The 17467-nt window shown below is 65.0% G+C and carries 16 protein-coding genes; 8 read left to right on the top strand and 8 right to left on the bottom strand.

The annotated features are described in order from the left end of the window. Positions 1 to 51 precede the first annotated feature (51 nt). Positions 52 to 1026: an iron exporter MbfA gene (mbfA, locus tag Ga0080574_RS12325; protein WP_076699471.1), complete on the bottom strand. Its 975-nt coding sequence runs from the start codon at positions 1024 to 1026 to the stop codon at positions 52 to 54. Positions 1027 to 1233: 207 nt separating this feature from the next. On the opposite strand from mbfA, the gene Ga0080574_RS12320 reads away from it, so the two are divergent. Continuing rightward, complete coding sequence (locus Ga0080574_RS12320) at positions 1234 to 1857, top strand: TetR/AcrR family transcriptional regulator (protein WP_076699470.1); 624 nt, start codon at positions 1234 to 1236, stop codon at positions 1855 to 1857. A 23-nt stretch (positions 1858 to 1880) separates the two neighbouring features. On the opposite strand, the gene Ga0080574_RS12315 is transcribed toward Ga0080574_RS12320, so the two are convergent. From Ga0080574_RS12315 to Ga0080574_RS12300, 4 genes are all read right to left on the bottom strand, one after another. Beyond that, positions 1881 to 2591, bottom strand: coding sequence for an NYN domain-containing protein (locus Ga0080574_RS12315; RefSeq protein ID WP_076699461.1), 711 nt, complete (start codon positions 2589 to 2591; stop codon positions 1881 to 1883). A gap of 18 nt (positions 2592 to 2609) precedes the next feature. Continuing rightward, the gene (locus tag Ga0080574_RS12310) at positions 2610 to 3110 is read right to left on the bottom strand and encodes a GNAT family N-acetyltransferase (RefSeq protein WP_198039808.1); all 501 of its coding nucleotides are present in this window, start codon (positions 3108 to 3110) and stop codon (positions 2610 to 2612) included. Further along, positions 3110 to 3883, bottom strand: coding sequence for a potassium channel family protein (locus Ga0080574_RS12305; protein ID WP_076699459.1), 774 nt, complete (start codon positions 3881 to 3883; stop codon positions 3110 to 3112). Before Ga0080574_RS12305 ends, Ga0080574_RS12310 begins: the two co-directional genes overlap by 1 nt. Before the next feature lie 69 nt (positions 3884 to 3952). Continuing rightward, positions 3953 to 4558: an alpha-ketoglutarate-dependent dioxygenase AlkB family protein gene (locus Ga0080574_RS12300; protein ID WP_076705916.1), complete on the bottom strand. Its 606-nt coding sequence runs from the start codon at positions 4556 to 4558 to the stop codon at positions 3953 to 3955. A 219-nt stretch (positions 4559 to 4777) separates the two neighbouring features. On the opposite strand from Ga0080574_RS12300, the gene dnaK reads away from it, so the two are divergent. From dnaK to radC, 3 genes are all read left to right on the top strand, one after another. Continuing rightward, the gene (gene dnaK, locus Ga0080574_RS12295; protein WP_076699457.1) at positions 4778 to 6709 is read left to right on the top strand and encodes a molecular chaperone DnaK; all 1932 of its coding nucleotides are present in this window, start codon (positions 4778 to 4780) and stop codon (positions 6707 to 6709) included. 80 nt (positions 6710 to 6789) lie between these two features. After that, positions 6790 to 7947 carry a molecular chaperone DnaJ gene (dnaJ, locus tag Ga0080574_RS12290; protein ID WP_076699454.1) on the top strand — a complete coding sequence of 386 codons (1158 nt, stop codon included), beginning with the start codon at positions 6790 to 6792 and terminating at the stop codon, positions 7945 to 7947. A 139-nt stretch (positions 7948 to 8086) separates the two neighbouring features. Continuing rightward, positions 8087 to 8851 (top strand): RadC family protein, encoded by a 765-nt coding sequence (gene radC, locus Ga0080574_RS12285; RefSeq protein WP_076699452.1) that lies wholly within the window; start codon positions 8087 to 8089, stop codon positions 8849 to 8851. 66 nt (positions 8852 to 8917) lie between these two features. Here the strand turns inward: radC and Ga0080574_RS12280 are convergent, their stop codons facing one another. The 3 genes from Ga0080574_RS12280 to secA all read right to left on the bottom strand — a co-directional run bounded on the left by Ga0080574_RS12280 (position 8918) and on the right by secA (position 14374). After that, positions 8918 to 10471 (bottom strand): substrate-binding domain-containing protein, encoded by a 1554-nt coding sequence (locus Ga0080574_RS12280; RefSeq protein ID WP_076699440.1) that lies wholly within the window; start codon positions 10469 to 10471, stop codon positions 8918 to 8920. 25 nt (positions 10472 to 10496) lie between these two features. Beyond that, positions 10497 to 11462, bottom strand: a complete 966-nt coding sequence (locus tag Ga0080574_RS12275) for a translocase (protein ID WP_076699438.1) — start codon at positions 11460 to 11462, stop codon at positions 10497 to 10499. Between the two features lie 149 nt (positions 11463 to 11611). Further along, on the bottom strand, positions 11612 to 14374 hold the full coding sequence (secA, locus tag Ga0080574_RS12270; RefSeq protein WP_076699435.1) for a preprotein translocase subunit SecA: 2763 nt from the start codon (positions 14372 to 14374) through the stop codon (positions 11612 to 11614). A gap of 192 nt (positions 14375 to 14566) precedes the next feature. On the opposite strand from secA, the gene Ga0080574_RS12265 reads away from it, so the two are divergent. From Ga0080574_RS12265 to Ga0080574_RS26725, 4 genes are all read left to right on the top strand, one after another. Then, on the top strand, positions 14567 to 15418 hold the full coding sequence (locus Ga0080574_RS12265) for a peptidylprolyl isomerase (protein ID WP_076699434.1): 852 nt from the start codon (positions 14567 to 14569) through the stop codon (positions 15416 to 15418). Continuing rightward, positions 15419 to 16648: a bifunctional glutamate N-acetyltransferase/amino-acid acetyltransferase ArgJ gene (gene argJ, locus Ga0080574_RS12260; RefSeq protein WP_076699433.1), complete on the top strand. Its 1230-nt coding sequence runs from the start codon at positions 15419 to 15421 to the stop codon at positions 16646 to 16648. It abuts the gene before it with no gap. A gap of 82 nt (positions 16649 to 16730) precedes the next feature. Continuing rightward, a complete protein-coding gene (gene mutT, locus Ga0080574_RS12255) occupies positions 16731 to 17132 on the top strand; it encodes an 8-oxo-dGTP diphosphatase MutT (protein WP_076699431.1) in 402 nt (133 codons plus the stop codon). Positions 17133 to 17295: 163 nt separating this feature from the next. Further along, positions 17296 to 17424 carry a hypothetical protein gene (locus Ga0080574_RS26725; protein ID WP_257787900.1) on the top strand — a complete coding sequence of 43 codons (129 nt, stop codon included), beginning with the start codon at positions 17296 to 17298 and terminating at the stop codon, positions 17422 to 17424. Positions 17425 to 17467: the final 43 nt, after the last annotated feature.

The raw sequence follows: 17467 nt of genomic DNA, 5'->3' as shown, positions 1-17467 counted from the left end.
ACGCGCCGCCCCCGCGAGGAAAGCCCGCAAGGGCTTGACGAGCGCCGCGCCTCAACCGCTGCCGATCAGCACCCCAGCCGCCAGCACCAGCGCACCGCCCAGAACCACCTGCATCGAAGCCCGCCAGAATGGCGTCTCCATGAACTTGTTCTGAATCCAGGCAATCGCCCAGAGCTCGAAGAACACGATGATCCAGGCGATGATCGTCGCGGTCCAGAAATGCGGGATGAGATAGGGCAACGCGTGGCCGAGCCCGCCCACGGTGGTCATCACCCCAGAAGCGATGCCGCGCTTCATCGGCGAGCCGCGGCCCGACAGCTCGCCATCGTCCGAGGCGGCCTCGGTGAACCCCATGGAGATCCCCGCGCCGACCGAGGCCGCAAGCCCCACCAGGAAGGTCGTCCAGGGATCCTGCGTGGCAAAGGCGGTGGCAAAGATCGGCGCCAGGGTCGAGACCGACCCGTCCATCAGCCCCGCCAGCCCCGGCTGCACCCAGGTCAGCACGAATTGCCGGTGCGCGAGCCGATCCTCGTCGCCGCGTGCCTCGTCGCCCAGATGCGCCTCGCCCAGCTCGGTGGCGCGCTGCTCGTGCCCGGCCTCGGCGGCGGCGAGATCGCCCAGAAGCTTGCGCGTGCCCGCATCGGTGCTGCGCCGCGCCGCCTCGAGATAGAAGCGCTCTGCGTCGCGCTCCATGATCTCCGCCTCTTCGCGGATGCGCTCCAGCGACAGGTTCTTCATCAGCCAGACCGGGCGGCGCGCATAGAACCCCGCCACATGCTCGCGCCGGATCAGCGGAATGACCTCGCCAAAGCGAATGCGATGGGCCGAGATCAGCGCCTTGCGGTGCCCGTCCTCCTCCTCCGCCATGCCATCGAAGACCTTGGCGGTATCGGGAAAATCGCCCCTCAGCATCTCTGCGTAGCTGCGATAGATCCGGGCGTCGTCCTCTTCCGAAGAAATCGCCAGCGCCAGCACCTCCTGCTCGCTCAGATCCCTGAAATGACGGCGTTGGGTGAAAAAGCGCATGACAGGCCCTCAGTTTGGAATGATTCTAAAATACGAAGCAAGCCGGGAAATTCAATCGGATTTTCGCCCGCCAGCCGGTCCAGAATGCCGCAGCCCGATCTGTGACATTTCGCAGGCAGATTGGCCGCTCAAGACGTGTTTTCACCATGAACGCTTGCCCGAAATGAACCGAACCGTCTATAATCGGTCGACTAGGGGAGAGTTCAGATGCCGGCCAGCGCGGCGACCGTCCGGCGCGGACGCAAATTCGATCAGGTGCTTGCAGGCGCGCGCGAAATCTTTCTGCGCGACGGGTTCGAGGGCGCCAGCGTCGACGATATCGCCCGTGCGGCGGGGGTCTCGAAGGCGACGCTTTACAGCTACTTTCCGGACAAGCGCCTGCTCTTCATGGAAATGGCCAGCAAGCAATGCAAGCTTCAGGCCGACGAGTCCCTGATGGCCATCGACATGACCCAGCCGCCGCAGATCGTGCTGCCGTTGGTCGGACGCACCTTCCTGTGCTTCATTCTCTCGGACATGAGCCACCGGGTGTTCCGCATCTGCGTGGCGGAGGCCGACCGCTTCCCCGAGCTCGGCAAGCAGTTCTACCAGAGCGGCCCGATGCTGATGCATGGCGAGATGACCGGATATCTGCGCGAGGCGGTAGAGCGGGGCGAGCTGGAGATCGAGGATTTCGATCTCGCCGCCGATCAGTTCGCCGAGCTCTGCAAGGCCGATCTCTGGACCAAGCTGGTCTTCGGCATCAAGTCCCGCTTCTCCGAACAGGAAATCGCCCGCGTGGTCAATGGCGCGGTCACCACCTTCCTTGCCCGCTACGGTCGCAAGCCCTGACGCCTTTCAGCCCGCGGAACGCCTTAGTCGAGCCGGCGAACCAATAGCTGATTGCCCGGGCCACGCTTGGTCTCGAACACCTTCAGCTCCGCCACCAGATCCGAGAGCTTGCGCTTGCCATAGCTGCGGGTGTCGAAATCGGGGTTCGCGGCGGTGATGAACTGGCCGAGCTGGCCCAGCGTGTACCAGTCGTCCTCCTGCTCGATCCCGTCCATCGCGGTAAAGATGAGATTGCGCGCCTCGTCGAGCTTGCCGGAGGGGCGCGGCGCCGGGCTTCCGGGTTTCTGCTCGGGCGCACCGTCGAGGTTTTCCAGAAAGATGAACCGCTTGCAGGCCTTGCGGAAGGCGTCTGGCGTCTTCTGCATGCCCATGCCGAACACATCCAGCCCCTGCTCGCGGATGCGGCTGGCGAGCCGGGTGAAATCGCTGTCCGAGCTGACCAGCACAAAGCCGTCGAAGCGACCCGTGTGCATCAGATCCATCGCGTCGATCACCAGCGAGATGTCGCTGGCGTTCTTGCCCACCGTATTGGCCGGCGAATGCAGCGGCACCAGCCCGAACTCGGCGGTGATCTTCGACCAGCCCGACATCTGCTGGCTGGAGAAATCACCATAGAGCCGCCGCACGCTGGCCTCCCCCAGCGAGGCGATCTCGTCAAAGATCGCGCGGGCGTATTTCGGCGAGGTGTTGTCGGCGTCGATCAGGACGGCAAGCAGGCGGGTGTCTTCGGGCAAAGGTCTCTCCAGGACGGGTCAGTCCGTCACCAGCGCCTTATACATGACGAGCGCGTCGACATAACCCCTTTCCGGATGCCGGAAGGCGCCGGGCAGGCGGGCGGCGATATCGAAGCCGGCGCGCTCCCAGAGCGCCACGGCGCGGGTGTTGGTCGAGATCACGAAATTGAACTGCATGGCGCGGAAGCCGGCGGCGCGCGCCGTCTCCAGCGCATGGGCGAGCATCTGGCGCGCCACGCCCTTGCCGCGCAGCGCCGTATCGGTGACGAAACCGCAATTGCAGACATGGCTGCCGCCGCCCTGCTGGTTGCGCACGAGATAGTAAGACCCCGCCAGCCGCCCGTCGAGCACCGCCGAGAACACCCGCCGCTCCGGCCCGCACCAATAGGCCAGCGCCGCCTCGCGCGAGATGTCGGGGTCGATGGCATAGGTGTCGCCGGCGCGGAACACCGGCTCCAGAATGCGCCACAGCGCGTCGCGGTCGCGCAGCTCGAAATCGCGGATCACCAGATCGGTCATCAGTTCTGCCCTTCGGTTTCGATATGGATCACCGCGCCGCAATGCTTGCAATGTACCGCGTCGGCGTCGTGCAGCGACAGCCCGCAGGTCCGGCAGGTCTCGCGCACCTTGTTGGGGCGGAACAGCACCTGCGCCAGCCGCAGAAACAGCGTCACGCCAAAGATCATCACGACCACCGAGATCATCCGCCCGAAAGATCCGGTCAGGGTGATATCGCCGAACCCGGTGGTGGTAAGCGCGGTCACAGTGAAATAGAGCGCATCGGCATAGTTCGAGATCTGCGGATTGCTGCCGTATTGCGTGGCATAGACCAGCCCGGTCATCACGAAGATGAAGACCATCAGGTTGATCGCCGCGATAAACACATCCTGATTGTGCCGGAAGAACGGGAAATCCGCCCGCAGCCGTTTCAGCAGCTGATAGGTGTGCAGAAAGCGCAGCGTGCGCACGACGCGGAGAAAGCCCAGCCCCTCGCCCGCGAGCGGCGCCAGAAACGAGATGATCGAGACGATATCGGCGAGCGTCACCGGCATCAGCAGAAAGCGCAGCCGGTTCTGCGAAATGGCGATGCGGGCGGCGAAATCCGCCAGGATGAACACCCCGAACACCGCGTCGATCGCCTCGACCACCGGGCCGTGATGGGTGAAGGAGGTCGCGATGACGAAAAGCACGGTGACGATGTCGAATGTCAGCACCACATAGCGGAACCGGTGCGCGCGGTCGCTGTCGCCTTCATAGAGCTCTCTGAGTGTCGTCAGCCTGTCTTTGCGCATTCCGGTCCGTCCCTTACCCGCACCGCTATACGATTGCCTGGCAGGCGCGGGCAAGTTTGAAGGCCCGGCTCAGGTGACCACCCGCAGCGTCAGGTTGATCCGCCCGCCCTGCGGCAGCAACGTCGAGGAGCCGAAGCGGATCCGGTCGACGCCGTGATGCTTCAGCCGCGCCTCGCCGCCCATCGCCACCACATCGCCGGAGCGCAGCCAGACCGATTCCGTCTTGCCACCGCGTTCGGTGTTGCCCATGCGAAAGAGACCCTCGTCGCCCAGCGACACCGAGACCACCGGGCAGGCGCAATCCGCCTCGTCCTTGTCCTGATGCAGCCCCATGCGGGCGCCTTCGCCGTACCAGTTGATCAGGCAGCATTCCGGTGCGCGGGTGCAATCCGCCACCGCCTCCCAGATCGCCATCACCTCTGCCGGGATCGGCGGCCAGGCCATGCCGTCCGGGTGGCGCTCCTCGTAGCGATAGCCGCGCCGGTCGGTGATCCAGCCGAACCGCCCCGCCGCCGACATGCGCACCGACATCTTCTGCCCGCGCGGCGTCACCGGCTGATAGAGCGGCGCCACGCGCAGGCAGGCACGCAGCGCCCCGACCAGCGCCTCCTGCGCCGCGCGGTCGAGAAAATCGTGATAAATCCGGAAACCGCGCCGGTCGATGAACTCTGCCATGGCCACTTTCTTCCGCATTCCGCCACGAGCTGCAAAGAAATTCCTGTCATTTGCCGGACTCTCGCCCGGCACGGCGCTTGCAGGGCTCAAAGCCCCTCCTTATATACCCTCCGAACGCCGCGAGGCCCCAACCGGACGGCATTTCACACTTGCGGGGCTGGATGCCGTAATCGGGTCCCTCGCCTCGCGTCATCGCCTTGACTACGAAAGGGATCGAACATGGCCAAAGTGATCGGTATCGACCTCGGCACCACCAACTCCTGCGTTGCCATCATGGACGGGTCTCAGGCCCGCGTGATCGAAAACGCCGAGGGTGCCCGTACCACCCCCTCCATCGTCGCCTTCACCGACGACGAACGTCTCGTCGGCCAGCCCGCCAAGCGGCAGGCCGTCACCAACCCCGAAGCCACCATCTTTGCCGTCAAGCGTCTGATCGGCCGCCGCACCACCGATGCGGAGGTGACCAAAGATCAGAAGATCGTGCCGTACAAAATCGTCGACGGCGGCAATGGCGACGCTTGGGTTGAAGCCAAGGGCGAAAAATACAGCCCGTCGCAGATTTCCGCCTTCATCCTCGGCAAGATGAAGGAAACCGCCGAGAGCTATCTCGGCGAAGAGGTGACCCAGGCGGTCATCACCGTGCCGGCCTATTTCAACGACCAGCAGCGTCAGGCCACCAAGGACGCCGGCAAGATCGCCGGCCTCGAAGTGCTGCGCATCATCAACGAGCCGACGGCCGCCGCGCTGGCCTACGGTCTCGACAAGAAGGAATCGAAGACCATCGCCGTCTATGACCTCGGCGGCGGCACCTTCGACGTGACCATTCTCGAGATCGACGACGGCCTCTTCGAAGTGAAATCCACCAACGGCGACACGTTCCTCGGCGGTGAAGACTTCGACATGCGAATCGTCAACTACCTCGCCGACGAGTTCAAGAAAGAGCACCAGGTCGACCTGACCGCCGACAAGATGGCGCTTCAGCGTCTGAAAGAGGCGGCGGAGAAGGCCAAGATCGAGCTGTCCAGCTCGTCCCAGACCGAGATCAACCAGCCGTTCATCTCGATGGGCTCGAACGGCCAGCCGCTGCACATGGTCATGAAGCTGACCCGCGCCAAGCTGGAAAGCCTCGTGGGCGACCTGATCAAGGCCTCGATCAAGCCCTGCCAGGCGGCGATGAAAGACGCCGGCATCTCCAAGGACGAGATCGACGAGGTGGTTCTGGTCGGCGGTATGACCCGGATGCCGAAGGTCGTCGAAGAGGTGACCAAGTTCTTCGGCAAGGAGCCGCATAAGGGCGTGAACCCGGACGAGGTGGTCGCCATGGGCGCCGCCATTCAGGCCGGCGTGCTGCAGGGCGACGTCAAGGACGTGGTGCTGCTCGACGTGACGCCCCTGTCGCTCGGCATCGAGACGCTGGGTGGCGTGTTCACCCGCCTGATCGACCGCAACACCACGATCCCGACCAAGAAGAGCCAGATCTTCTCCACCGCCGAGGACAACCAGGGCGCGGTGACGATCCGGGTCTTCCAGGGCGAGCGCGAGATGGCGGCGGACAACAAGCTGCTGGGCCAGTTCAACCTCGAGAACATCCCGCCGGCACCGCGCGGCATGCCGCAGATCGAGGTGACCTTCGACATCGACGCCAACGGCATCGTCTCCGTGTCGGCCAAGGACAAGGGCACCGGCAAGGAGCAGAAGATCACCATCCAGGCCTCCGGCGGTCTCTCGGACGACGACATCGAACAGATGGTCAAGGACGCCGAGGAAAACGCCGAGAAGGACAAGGAGCGCCGCGATCTCGTCGAGGCCCGCAACCAGGCCGAGAGCCTCGTCCACTCGACCGAGAAGTCGATGGAAGAGCATGGCGACAAGGTCGATCCGTCGACCATCGAAGCCATCGAGCTGGCCGTGTCCGCGCTCAAGGAAGATCTCGAGAAGGACGATGTGACCGCTGAGAAGATCAAATCCGGCATCCAGAACGTGACCGAAGTGGCCATGCGTCTGGGCGAGGCGATCTACAAGGCGCAGGCCGAAGCCGGTGAGGGCTCCGACAGCCCCGAAGGCGCCGACGAGGCCGGATCCTCCGCTTCCGACGACGATATCGTCGACGCGGATTTCGAGGATCTGGGCAACGACAAGCGCAGCAGCTGAGCTGAGGCCACGGAACAGAACGGGGGCCGGTCCGGGCGCCGGGCCGGCCCTTTTCCGTTCCGGACAAAAGGAGGGCATGAATGTCCAAGCGTGACTTTTACGACGTGCTCGGTGTCAGCAAGGGTGCCTCCGCGGACGAAATCAAGAAGGCCTATCGCAAGAAGGCCAAGGAGCTTCACCCCGACCGCAACGCCGACAATCCCGAAGCCGAGGCCCAGTTCAAGGAAGCGAACGAAGCTTACGAGGTTCTGAAGGACGCCGAGAAGAAGGCGGCCTATGACCGCTTCGGCCACGCCGCTTTCGAAGGCGGCATGGGCGGCGGCGGCCAGCGACCCGGCGGCGGCTTTCAGGGTGGCCAGGGCGATTTCGCCAGCGCGTTTTCCGATGTGTTCGACGATCTCTTCGGCGATTTCATGGGCGGACGCCAGGGCGGCGGCGGGCGGCAGCGTGCCGCACGCGGGGCCGATCTGCGCTACAATCTGCGCGTGACGCTGGAGGAGGCCTATGGCGGTCTCCAGAAGACGATCAACGTGCCGACCTCGGTGCAATGCGGCGAATGCAACGGCTCCGGCGCCGAAGGCGGTGCCGAGCCGGTGACCTGCCCGACCTGTTCCGGCATGGGCAAGGTGCGCGCGACGCAGGGTTTCTTTACCGTGGAGCGCACCTGTCCGACCTGTTCGGGGCTGGGCCAGATCATCAAGAATCCCTGCCAGAAATGCGGCGGCATGGGCCGCGTGCAGAAAGAACGCGCGCTGTCGGTGAACATCCCCGCAGGCGTCGAGACCGGCACCCGTATCCGGCTTGCCGGCGAGGGCGAAGCGGGCATGCGCGGCGGGCCTCCGGGCGATCTCTATATCTTCATCGAGGTGAAGCGGCACGAGATCTTCGAGCGCGAGGGGCCCGAGCTGCATTGCCGCGTACCGGTGTCGATGACCACGGCGGCGCTGGGGGGCGATATCGAGGTGCCGACAATCGACGGTGGCCGGTCGCGGGTGAAGATCCCGGCGGGCAGCCAGTCGGGCCGGCAGATGCGCCTGCGCGGCAAAGGCATGCCGGCGCTGCGCGGCGGCGCGGCGGGCGACATGTTCATCGAGCTGGCCGTCGAAACGCCGGTGAACCTGACCTCGCGCCAGAAAGAGCTGCTGCGCGAGTTCGAGGAGCAGAGCGAAGACAACAACCCGGAATCGCACAGCTTCTTCTCGTCGGTGAAGAACTTCTGGGATTCGATGAAGGGGTAAATCCCGGACTTGTGGTCCGGGATCTATAGGCGGAGCCCCGACAGGGTCCCCCGCCCGACACAGATCAACGGGCCGCGCCTCCCAGCGCGGCCCGTTTCACGTTAACCCTTCCCTAACCCCACCGCGCGAGGCTTTGCCCATGACCCGCGCGCGCCAGTTTTCCGATTCCCAGGCCAGCCTTTTCGCCCATGACGAGGCGCCCGCCTTCGCGGTGGAGGGGGCCCGCCCCCTGCCCTCCTATCTGCGCGATCACCGGGCGCGGCTGCGCGAGCGTTTTCTTGCGGGCGGGGCCGATGCGCTGCCGGATTATGAGATGCTGGAACTGGTCCTGTTCCGCGCCATTCCCCGCCGCGACGTGAAACCGCTCGCCCGCGCACTGCTCGAGGCCTTCGGCGATTTCAGCGGCGTGCTCTCCGCCCCGCCAGCGCGGTTGCAGGAGATCCCGGGCATCGGCGATGCGGTGGTGACAGAGCTGAAGATCGTCGAAGCGGCGGCGCATCGGCTGGCGCGCTCAAGGGTACTGCAAAAGCAGGTGGTCAGCTCCTGGGAGGCGCTGCTCGATTATTGTCAGACCGCCATGGCGCATCGCGATACCGAGCAGTTCCGCATCCTGTTTCTCGACCGCAAGAACGTGCTGATCGCCGACGAGCCGCAGGCGCGCGGCACGGTGGATCATGTGCCGGTCTATCCCCGCGAGGTGGTCAAACGGGCGCTGGAGCTGAATGCCAGCGCGCTCATTCTGGTGCACAACCACCCGTCGGGAGATCCTACGCCCAGCCAGTCTGATATCGACATGACGATGCAGATCCAGCTCGCCGCCGATGCGCTGGGCATCACGCTGCACGATCATCTCGTGATCGGTCGCTCACGCGAACTCAGCTTTCGCAGCGAGGGCTTGCTCTAGAGGGGTCGAGGAACGCCCGCAAGGGCTTGACGAGACGCCTCCTCAGCCCTTGCGGGCCTCTTCGGCTCAGCGCAGCCAGACCTCGACGCGCCGGTTCACCTGCCGCCCCCAAACGGTATCGTCACAGGCCATCGGCATCGCCTCGCCAAACGCCTCCGTCACCAGGTCGATACGATCCAGATCGGCCGCCTCCGCTGTCTGCATCACCGCCCCGCGCACCGCATCGGCGCGCTCCCGGGCGATCTCCAGATTGCCCCGTGCCGGCCCCTGCCCGTCGGAAAAGCCCACAAAGACCAGCCGCCGCCCGTCATACTCCCCCGCCTCCAGCGAGCGCGCCAGCTGTTGCACATTCGAACGCGATTGCGCATCGAGCCGCGCCGAGCCCGGTTCGAACCGGAACGAGGTGGTCAGCCGCCGCATTGGCGCCATCACCCGCACCATGCGCTGCAATCCGGCGAGCCCCTCCTCGCCCTCTGCCACCGCAACGGCATTGGCCAGCCGGTCGCCCTGCTGGTTCAGGGGGATCTCCTCCGGCGCCTGATCGACGAAACCGGCGCGGCGGATCACGATCTGCGCCGGCGAGCTTCTGGTATAGGCCAAAAACTCCCGCGCCAGCGCCGGCAGCCGCCGCGCCGGAAGGTAGAGAAACATCGGCGCGGTCAGCGGATAATCCTCGGTCTTGATCGCCGCCCGGCGCCCGCGCAGGTGAAAGCCGCAGCTTCCGGTGAGATAGAGCGGCTTGGTATTGCCGATCTCGGAATAGCTCGCCAGCCCGATGCCGAACGGATCGCGCCCCACCGCGCGCGACAGCGCGGTATTGCTGTCATGGCGCGCGATCTCGCCATGCAATTCCAGCTCGGACGGCTGCAACAACCGGTCCTCGATCCCCTGCGACAGGCCCGAAGAGGCATTGCGCAGATGCAGCACCACCGGCGCGTCCGGCCCGCCCAGCTCGCGCCAGTTGCGCAGCCGGCCCGACAGCACCCGCGCCAGATCCGAGAGCGAGATCGCATCGACCGGGTTGTTCGCCGCCACCACCGGGATCATCGCGTCGAGCGCCAGCACGCGGCTGCGGTTGGGATGCGCCAGGTCGCCCAGCCCCGCGTCGCTGGCAAGGCGCAGCTCGGCGGGCCGTATCTCGCGCAGGGCCATGACGATATCGGCCTCGTCCGCCAGCAGATCGGCAAAGCCCTCATCGGTGCTGGTCACATGGAAATCGAAGCGGCCGACGACGCGGTCCTCATCCGGGTCGGTGAGGATGTAGCGAAACCGCCGTGCCTCCATCGGCTCGCGCGCGGCGCTCAGCCCGTTGCGCAGCGCAAAGCCCTCGAGCAGCGCGGGCATCAGCACCTCGCCGATTGTGGCGGAGCCCGAGACCCGCATCTCGGCGACGAAATCGGTCAGCGACGGGCAGCCCGGCCCCTCGCAGAGCACGCCGGAGCTGTCCACCGTCAGCTCGCCGAAACGGCTCTGCATGCGGTAGAACTCGCCGTCGAAGCCCAGCAGCGTGCCGGTGAGCTCGATGCCGCCATCGCGCGAGCGCAGGGTGATGTCCTGCGCCCAGAGCGGCCCCGCGACAAAGAAAAGTGCGGCGAAGACCGCCGCACGAAACGCCCTCATGAAAGAATGATCCCGGTTGCCCCTGTCAGTTGCCGGCGATCTTCAGGTCTTCGATGAGGTTTTTCAACACCAGAAAATCGCCCGTGCTGTCGCAGGTCGGCACGTCCAGCGTCAGATCGCGGACCCGCAGCGGCGTGTCGCCATGGCGCTCCAGCGTCTGCGCCTCGACCTGCGCGCCGCAATTGGCCTCGGTCACCTCGGCCTCGACGGTCAGCGCAATCTGCCCGCTCAGCTTGCTGGTGCCCACGGGAAAGCTGTAGATCTCCGCGATCAGCGGCGCGGTGGCATCGGCATTGCCGAGCCGCGTCAGGAACCCGCCCTCGCCCTTTGCGGTCCGCGACAGATCGCCGGCAGAGGCGGCCCAGACATGACCTTCGGTGAAATAGGAGGCGCCGAATTCGCGGGCATGCAGTTGCAGCCCGGTATCGCCCTTCCATTGCAGCACGACGCGGTCGTAGAACGGCAGCGCCGGCACCTCGGCGCTGGCGGTCGCGCCGTCGCCGCCATCAAAGGAGGCGATGAAGAGCGCCCGGGTGGAGAGCGCCGGAACACTGACCCGCAGGGTGCCATCGGGTCGGGTGATCTCGGTGAACATCAGCCCGTGGTGATGGATCGTCACGCGTTCGGAGGCGTAGCAGGGCGCCGACAGCTTGAGGTCGACCATGGCGCCGGCATTGGCCGCCGCGCTCAGCGAGATATCGCAGTCGAAACCGGCGGTGGCGCGCTCCTGCGGCAGCGGCTCGGCAGGCGCCGTCATGCGCTCCGCCGCGACCCGCTGAATGCCGGCGTCGGGCAGCTTCGCCGCCACATCGTCCGAGGGCAGACGCGGCATCGCCGCCGAGGAGGTGTCGGTGATATCGCGCACCACGATCTCTTCGGACCGGTCCAGCCCGGCCTGATCCGGCGTGCTGCCATGCTGCATCACATAGCCGATCGCCAGGGCGGTAAAGACCGTCGCCGCGGCCAGGAAATATGTCTTGAGGCGTGCCATACCGGCCTCCGCTATCTGCTCACTCTTCCAAACTGGAAACAATCTGAGCCCAAAAAGAGGCGCTGTTGCGGCATAAGCGGGGAGTCATTCTGACGCGAAACGGGGCGCCGCAGCGCCCCGTCTCCCAAGCTCGCGATGACAAGCCTGTCTTAGGCGAGACGACCATGGCAATGCTTGAATTTCTTTCCCGAGCCGCAGGGGCAGAGATCGTTCCGGCCAGGATTGCCCCAGGTATCGGGATTGTTCTCGTCGAACCCCTCCACCGCAGCCGCGGCGGTTTCCGCCGCCGCCGCCGCCGGTCCCGCTGCGGGCGCCGGCGCGTCGGGCTCGCCCGGAGCCGCCGGATGCGCCGCAGCGCCAGCCTCGGCCTGCTCGCGCAACTGCGCGCGCTGCTGGGCGAGCTGCTGCATCATCGCCTGCTGCTCTTCCTCGGTCATCGGGCGGATGCGCGAGAGCTGTTCCGTCACCGTCTCACGCAGCGATTCGAGCATGGATTCGAAGAGCTGGAAGGCCTCGGTCTTGTATTCGTTCAGCGGATCGCGCTGCGCGTAGCCACGGAACCCCACGACCGAGCGCAGATGTTCCAGCGTCAGCAGATGCTCGCGCCATTTGGTGTCGATGGTCTGGAGCAGCACCTGCTTTTCGATCTGGCGCATGGTGTCGGCGCCGAAAGCCTCGGCCTTTTCCGCCATGAAATTGTCGGAGGCCTCTTCCATGCGCTCGCGGATCACCTCGGCGTCGACGCCCTCTTCCTCGCCCCATTTGATCACCGGCAGATCGAGGCTGAGCTTTTCGAGCGCCGCGGCATAGAGCCCCTGCGTGTCCCACTGATCGGCATAGGTCTTCGGCGGCACATAGATATCGACCAGCTCGTCGATCACCTCGTGGCGCATGTCCTGCACGATCTCCGAAAGGTCCGCCGTTTCCATGATCTCCAGACGCTGCGCAAAGATCACCTTGCGCTGGTCGTTCATCACGTCGTCGAATTTCAGCAGCTGCTTGCGGATGTCGAAGTTGCGCCCCTCGACCTTGGCCTGGGCGCGTTCCAGCGACTTGTTCACCCAGGGGTGAACGATGGCCTCGCCCTCTTTCATACCCAGCCGGGACAGCATCTTGTCGAGCCGTTCCGAGCCGAAGATGCGCATCAGGTCGTCTTCGAGCGAGAGATAGAAGGAGCTGCGCCCCGGATCGCCCTGACGACCGGAGCGACCGCGAAGCTGGTTGTCGATGCGGCGGCTTTCATGGCGCTCGGTGGCCAGCACGAAGAGCCCGCCGGCCTCTTTCACCTTCTCTTCGTCGGCGGCATGCGCCTCCTCGATCCGTTTCCGGATCTCCTCGGGGTCGCCCTCCGGATCCGCGGCGATGGCCTCCATCACCTGGAAATCCACATTGCCGCCGAGTTTGATGTCGGTGCCCCGGCCCGCCATGTTGGTGGCGATGGTCACCGCGCCCAGCTTGCCGGCATCGGCGACGATCTGCGCCTCCTGCTCGTGCTGGCGCGCGTTCAGCACGTTGTGCTTGAGCCCCGCCCGGGTCAGCAGCTGCGACAGCATCTCGGATTTCTCGATCGAGGTGGTGCCCACGAGAACCGGCTGGCCCTTCTCATGCGCTTCCTGGATCTCGTCGACGATGGCGGCGTATTTCTCCTGCGCGGTGCGGTAGACCTTGTCGTCGTCGTCGATCCGCGCGATGGGCCGGTTGGTCGGCACCTCGACCACGCCCAGCCCGTAGATCTCCATGAATTCCTCGGCCTCGGTGACCGCCGTGCCGGTCATGCCCGACAGTTTTTCATAAAGCCGGAAATAGTTCTGGAAGGTGACCTGCGCCAGCGTCACGTTCTCGGGCTGGATCTGGCAGCCCTCCTTGGCCTCGATGGCCTGATGCAGACCGTCCGACAGGCGGCGGCCCGCCATCATCCGGCCGGTGAATTCGTCGATCAGCACCACCTGCCCGTCGCGGACGATGTAATCCTTGTCGCGGGTATAGAGCTTGTGCGCCCGCAGACCCTGGTTGACGTGATGCACCACCGTGGTGCTTTCGGGATCGTAGAGCGACTGACCCTCGGCCAGAATGCCGCGCTGATGCAGAACCTGCTCCAGCGCCTCGTTGCCCTCGTCGGTGAAGGTGACGTTGCGGGTCTTTTCGTCGATGGTAAAGGCGTCGTCGTCGAGTTCGGGGATCAGCTTGTCGATGGAGAGATAAAGATCCGAGCGGTCCTGGCTCGGCCCCGAGATGATCAGCGGCGTACGCGCCTCGTCGATCAGGATGCTGTCCACCTCGTCGACGATGGCGAAGTAATGCCCGCGCTGCATCATCTGGGTCAGCTCGGATTTCATATTGTCGCGCAGATAGTCGAAGCCCAGCTCGTTATTCGTGGCATAGGTGACATCGGCGGCATAGGCCTGTTTCTTCTCGCCCTCGTCCTGCTGCGGATAGACGACGCCGGTCGTCAGACCCAGCGCACCGTAGACCTTGCTCATCCACTCCGCGTCGCGGCGGGCGAGGTAGTCGTTGACGGTGACGATATGCACGCCCTTGCCGGTCAGCGCGTTGAGATAGGCCGGAAAGGTCGCGACGAGGGTCTTGCCCTCGCCGGTCTTCATTTCCGAGATATTGCCCTGGTGCAGAAAGATCCCGCCCATCAGCTGCGTGTCGAAGGCGCGCAGCCCCAGCGCCCGCTTGGCGCCCTCGCGGCAATTGGCAAAGGCCTCGGGCAGCAGCTTGTCGAGGCTCTCGCCCTCGGCAATGCGCGTCTTGAATTCCTCGGTCTTGGCGATCAGCCCGGCATCGTCGAGCTTTTCGAACTCGGGCTCCAGTGCGTTGATCTTTTCGACCAGCGGGCGCGTCGCCTTGATCTTGCGGTCGTTCGGCGTTCCGAACACCTTCCGCGCGATAGTTCCGATCCCCAGCATAGCTGCCCGTTCCTGTCTGACAAATGCGTGTTCTTTTGCTGGCATCCGCTTGCCCGCCTCGAACACAGCCCATATGACACAGGGGAACGACCGGCCTTGCAGAGCCTTTTGGCCATGTAAGGCTAGGGTCACAGAGTGTCAACGCCGCCTGCCCCGGGCGGCCAACCCAAGGACCGCGAAAGGACCTGACAGATGCCGAAAACCCTCACGAAACTGACCGCGGCGGCTTTTGCGATTGCGCTGGCGCTGCCCGCTCAGGCGCAGGAGGAAATGGGCCTCGACTCCGTCGTGGCCACGGTCAACGGCCAGGAGATCACGCTGGGCAACATGCTGGTGATCCGCTCCACCCTGCCGGACCAGTATCAGCAGCTCGGCGATGAGGTGCTGTGGGACGGGATCCTCGATCAGCTGGTGCAGCAGGCGGTTCTGGCGCAGGACGAGCAGGCCGAGGAAACCAAGCTGGTCACCCTGTCGCTGGAAAACGAGCGCCGCGCGCTGATGGCCGCCGAGGTGATCAAGACCGTCGCCCAGGCCGCGCTGACCGACGAGGCGGTGCAGGCCGCCTATGACGCGGACTATGCCGGCTCCGATCTCGGCACCGAGTTCAACGCCTCTCACATTCTCGTGGAAACAGAGGACGAGGCCAAGGCGCTGGTCGAAGAGCTGGAAGGCGGTGCCGATTTCGCCGAACTGGCCAAGGAGAAATCCACCGGCCCCTCCGGCCCCAATGGCGGCGAGCTCGGCTGGTTCGGTGCCGGGATGATGGTGGCGCCCTTCGAAGAGGCCGTGAAAGAGATGGAGCCCGGCGCGATTTCCGCCCCGGTGGAAACCCAGTTCGGCTGGCACGTCATCAAGCTCAACGAGACCCGCGACAAGGAAGCGCCGGCTCTTGACAGCGTGCGCGAAGAGATCGAACTGAAGCTGCAACAGGAAGCCGTGCAGAGCTATATCGACGAAAAGCTCGCAGCGGCCGACGTGACCCGCATGGACAAATCCGAGGCCGATGTCTCGGTGCTGTCCAACACGCAGCTTCTGGAGGACTAAGTGGCCAAGATCACATCCGTTTCGCCCCTCGCGCCCGAGGGTTTTCCGGAGCTTCCGGTTATCGGGGGCGTGCGTTTCGCCTCCGCCGCGGCGGGGGTGCGCTATGCGGGGCGCACGGATGTGATGCTGGCCCTGCTCGACCCCGGCAGCACCATGGCCGGGGTCTTCACGCGCTCCGCCACGCGCTCGGCCAATGTGCTCGACTGTCAGGCCAAGATCGGCGCCGACAGCGAGGCCGGCGCCGCGATCATCGTCAATTCGGGCAATTCCAACGCCTTCACCGGCAAGGCAGGCGACGGCTCGGTCGCGGCGATCTGCGCGGCGGTGGCCGGCGCCACCGGCCTGCCGGAAACCCGCGTCTTCACCAGCTCCACCGGGGTGATCGGCGAGCGCCTGCCGCATGACCGCATCACGTCAAAGGTGGGCGAGCTGGTCGCCGCGCTCGACCCGGGCAAGGGCGCCGAAGCCGCCCGCGCCATCATGACCACCGACACCTTCCCCAAAGGCGCCTGCGCCACCGTTTCGCTGCCCGGCGGCGCGCTGAAGATCGCGGGCTTTGCCAAGGGCTCGGGCATGATCGCGCCGGACATGGCGACGATGCTGGTCTATCTCTTCACCGATGCAAGGATCTCCCGCACCGATCTTCAGGCGCTGGTGAGCGGCATCAACGCCCGCACCTTCAACTGCATCACCGTCGACAGCGACACCTCGACCTCCGACACCCTGCTGATGGGCGCCACCGGCGCCTCTGGTGTCGACGTTACCGCCGAAGACACGGCCTTCGCCGAGGCGCTCGAAGGTGTCTTCCTCGATCTCGCCCATCAGGTGGTGAAGGACGGCGAGGGCGCCACGAAATTCGTCACCGTCAACGTGACCGGCGCCGCCTCCGATGCCGATGCCCGCACCCATGCGCTGGCCATTGCCAACTCGCCGCTGGTCAAGACCGCCGTCGCCGGCGAGGATCCCAACTGGGGCCGCATCGTCATGGCGGTGGGCAAATCCGGCGCCGCCGCCGACCGCGACACGTTAACCATCCGCTTCGGCGATGTGCTGGTGGCGGAAAACGGCTGGGTCGCGCCCTCCTACCGCGAAGAGGACGGCGCCGCGCTGATGAAAGAGCCCGAGATCACCATCGGGGTCGATATCGGCCTGGGCGAGGGCAAAGCCACCGTCTGGACCTGCGACCTCACCCACGGTTACATCAGCATCAACGCCGATTACCGCTCCTGACCCGCTCCTTCATCTTTCTCTAAATACTCACCCCGGCGAGGGGCCTGCCCCTCGCCTTCGCCCTTTCCGCCAGAGCCTCACCATGTCCAAGATCGTCCTCGTCTCCGCCGTCGCCCTGATCGACCCCGATGGCCGCGTGCTCCTCGCGCAGCGACCCGAGGGCAAGAGCATGGCCGGGCTCTGGGAATTTCCCGGCGGCAAGGTCGAGCCGGGAGAATCCCCCGAGCACGCGCTAATCCGCGAGCTTCAGGAAGAGCTGGGCATCGACACCTGGGAAAGCTGCCTCGCGCCGCTGACCTTCGCCTCGCACAGCTATGAGACATTTCACCTTCTGATGCCGCTCTATGCCTGCCGCAAATGGCAGGGCACGCCGCAATCGAAGGAGGGCCAGGCGCTGAAATGGGTCCGCGCGCGCGAGCTGCGCGATTACCCCATGCCGCCGGCGGATATTCCCCTCATCGCGATCCTGCGCGACTGGCTGTGAGCCTTTAGAATTGTCCAGAATTTTCTGCATTGCAGCATAAGAAAATTCGGGAAAATGGCCTGTTTGCATAGATTATAGGCGCACTTGACAGAATTTATTCTGGTTCCGTTAACGATTCCCCCTTATTCATAGTTTTGTAACACTCAACACGGGGAACATTGAAATGCTGCGTACGATCATTCTCGGCAGCTGCGTCTCGGTTCAGGGCCTGGTCGAAAAGACCCTGCCCGACGGTCGCATTGCCGTGCGTGTGGGTACTCAGGTTTTCACCGGTATGCCGGTTGCAGCCTGAGCCCAGCTCGCCACAGACTTACACATCGGTACTACGGAAAAGC

This window comes from Salipiger abyssi, assembly GCF_001975705.1.
Lineage (GTDB): Bacteria > Pseudomonadota > Alphaproteobacteria > Rhodobacterales > Rhodobacteraceae > Salipiger > Salipiger abyssi.
The sequence above is the reverse complement of the archived record's forward strand: the minus strand, read 5'-3'. Positions and strand labels throughout refer to the sequence as shown.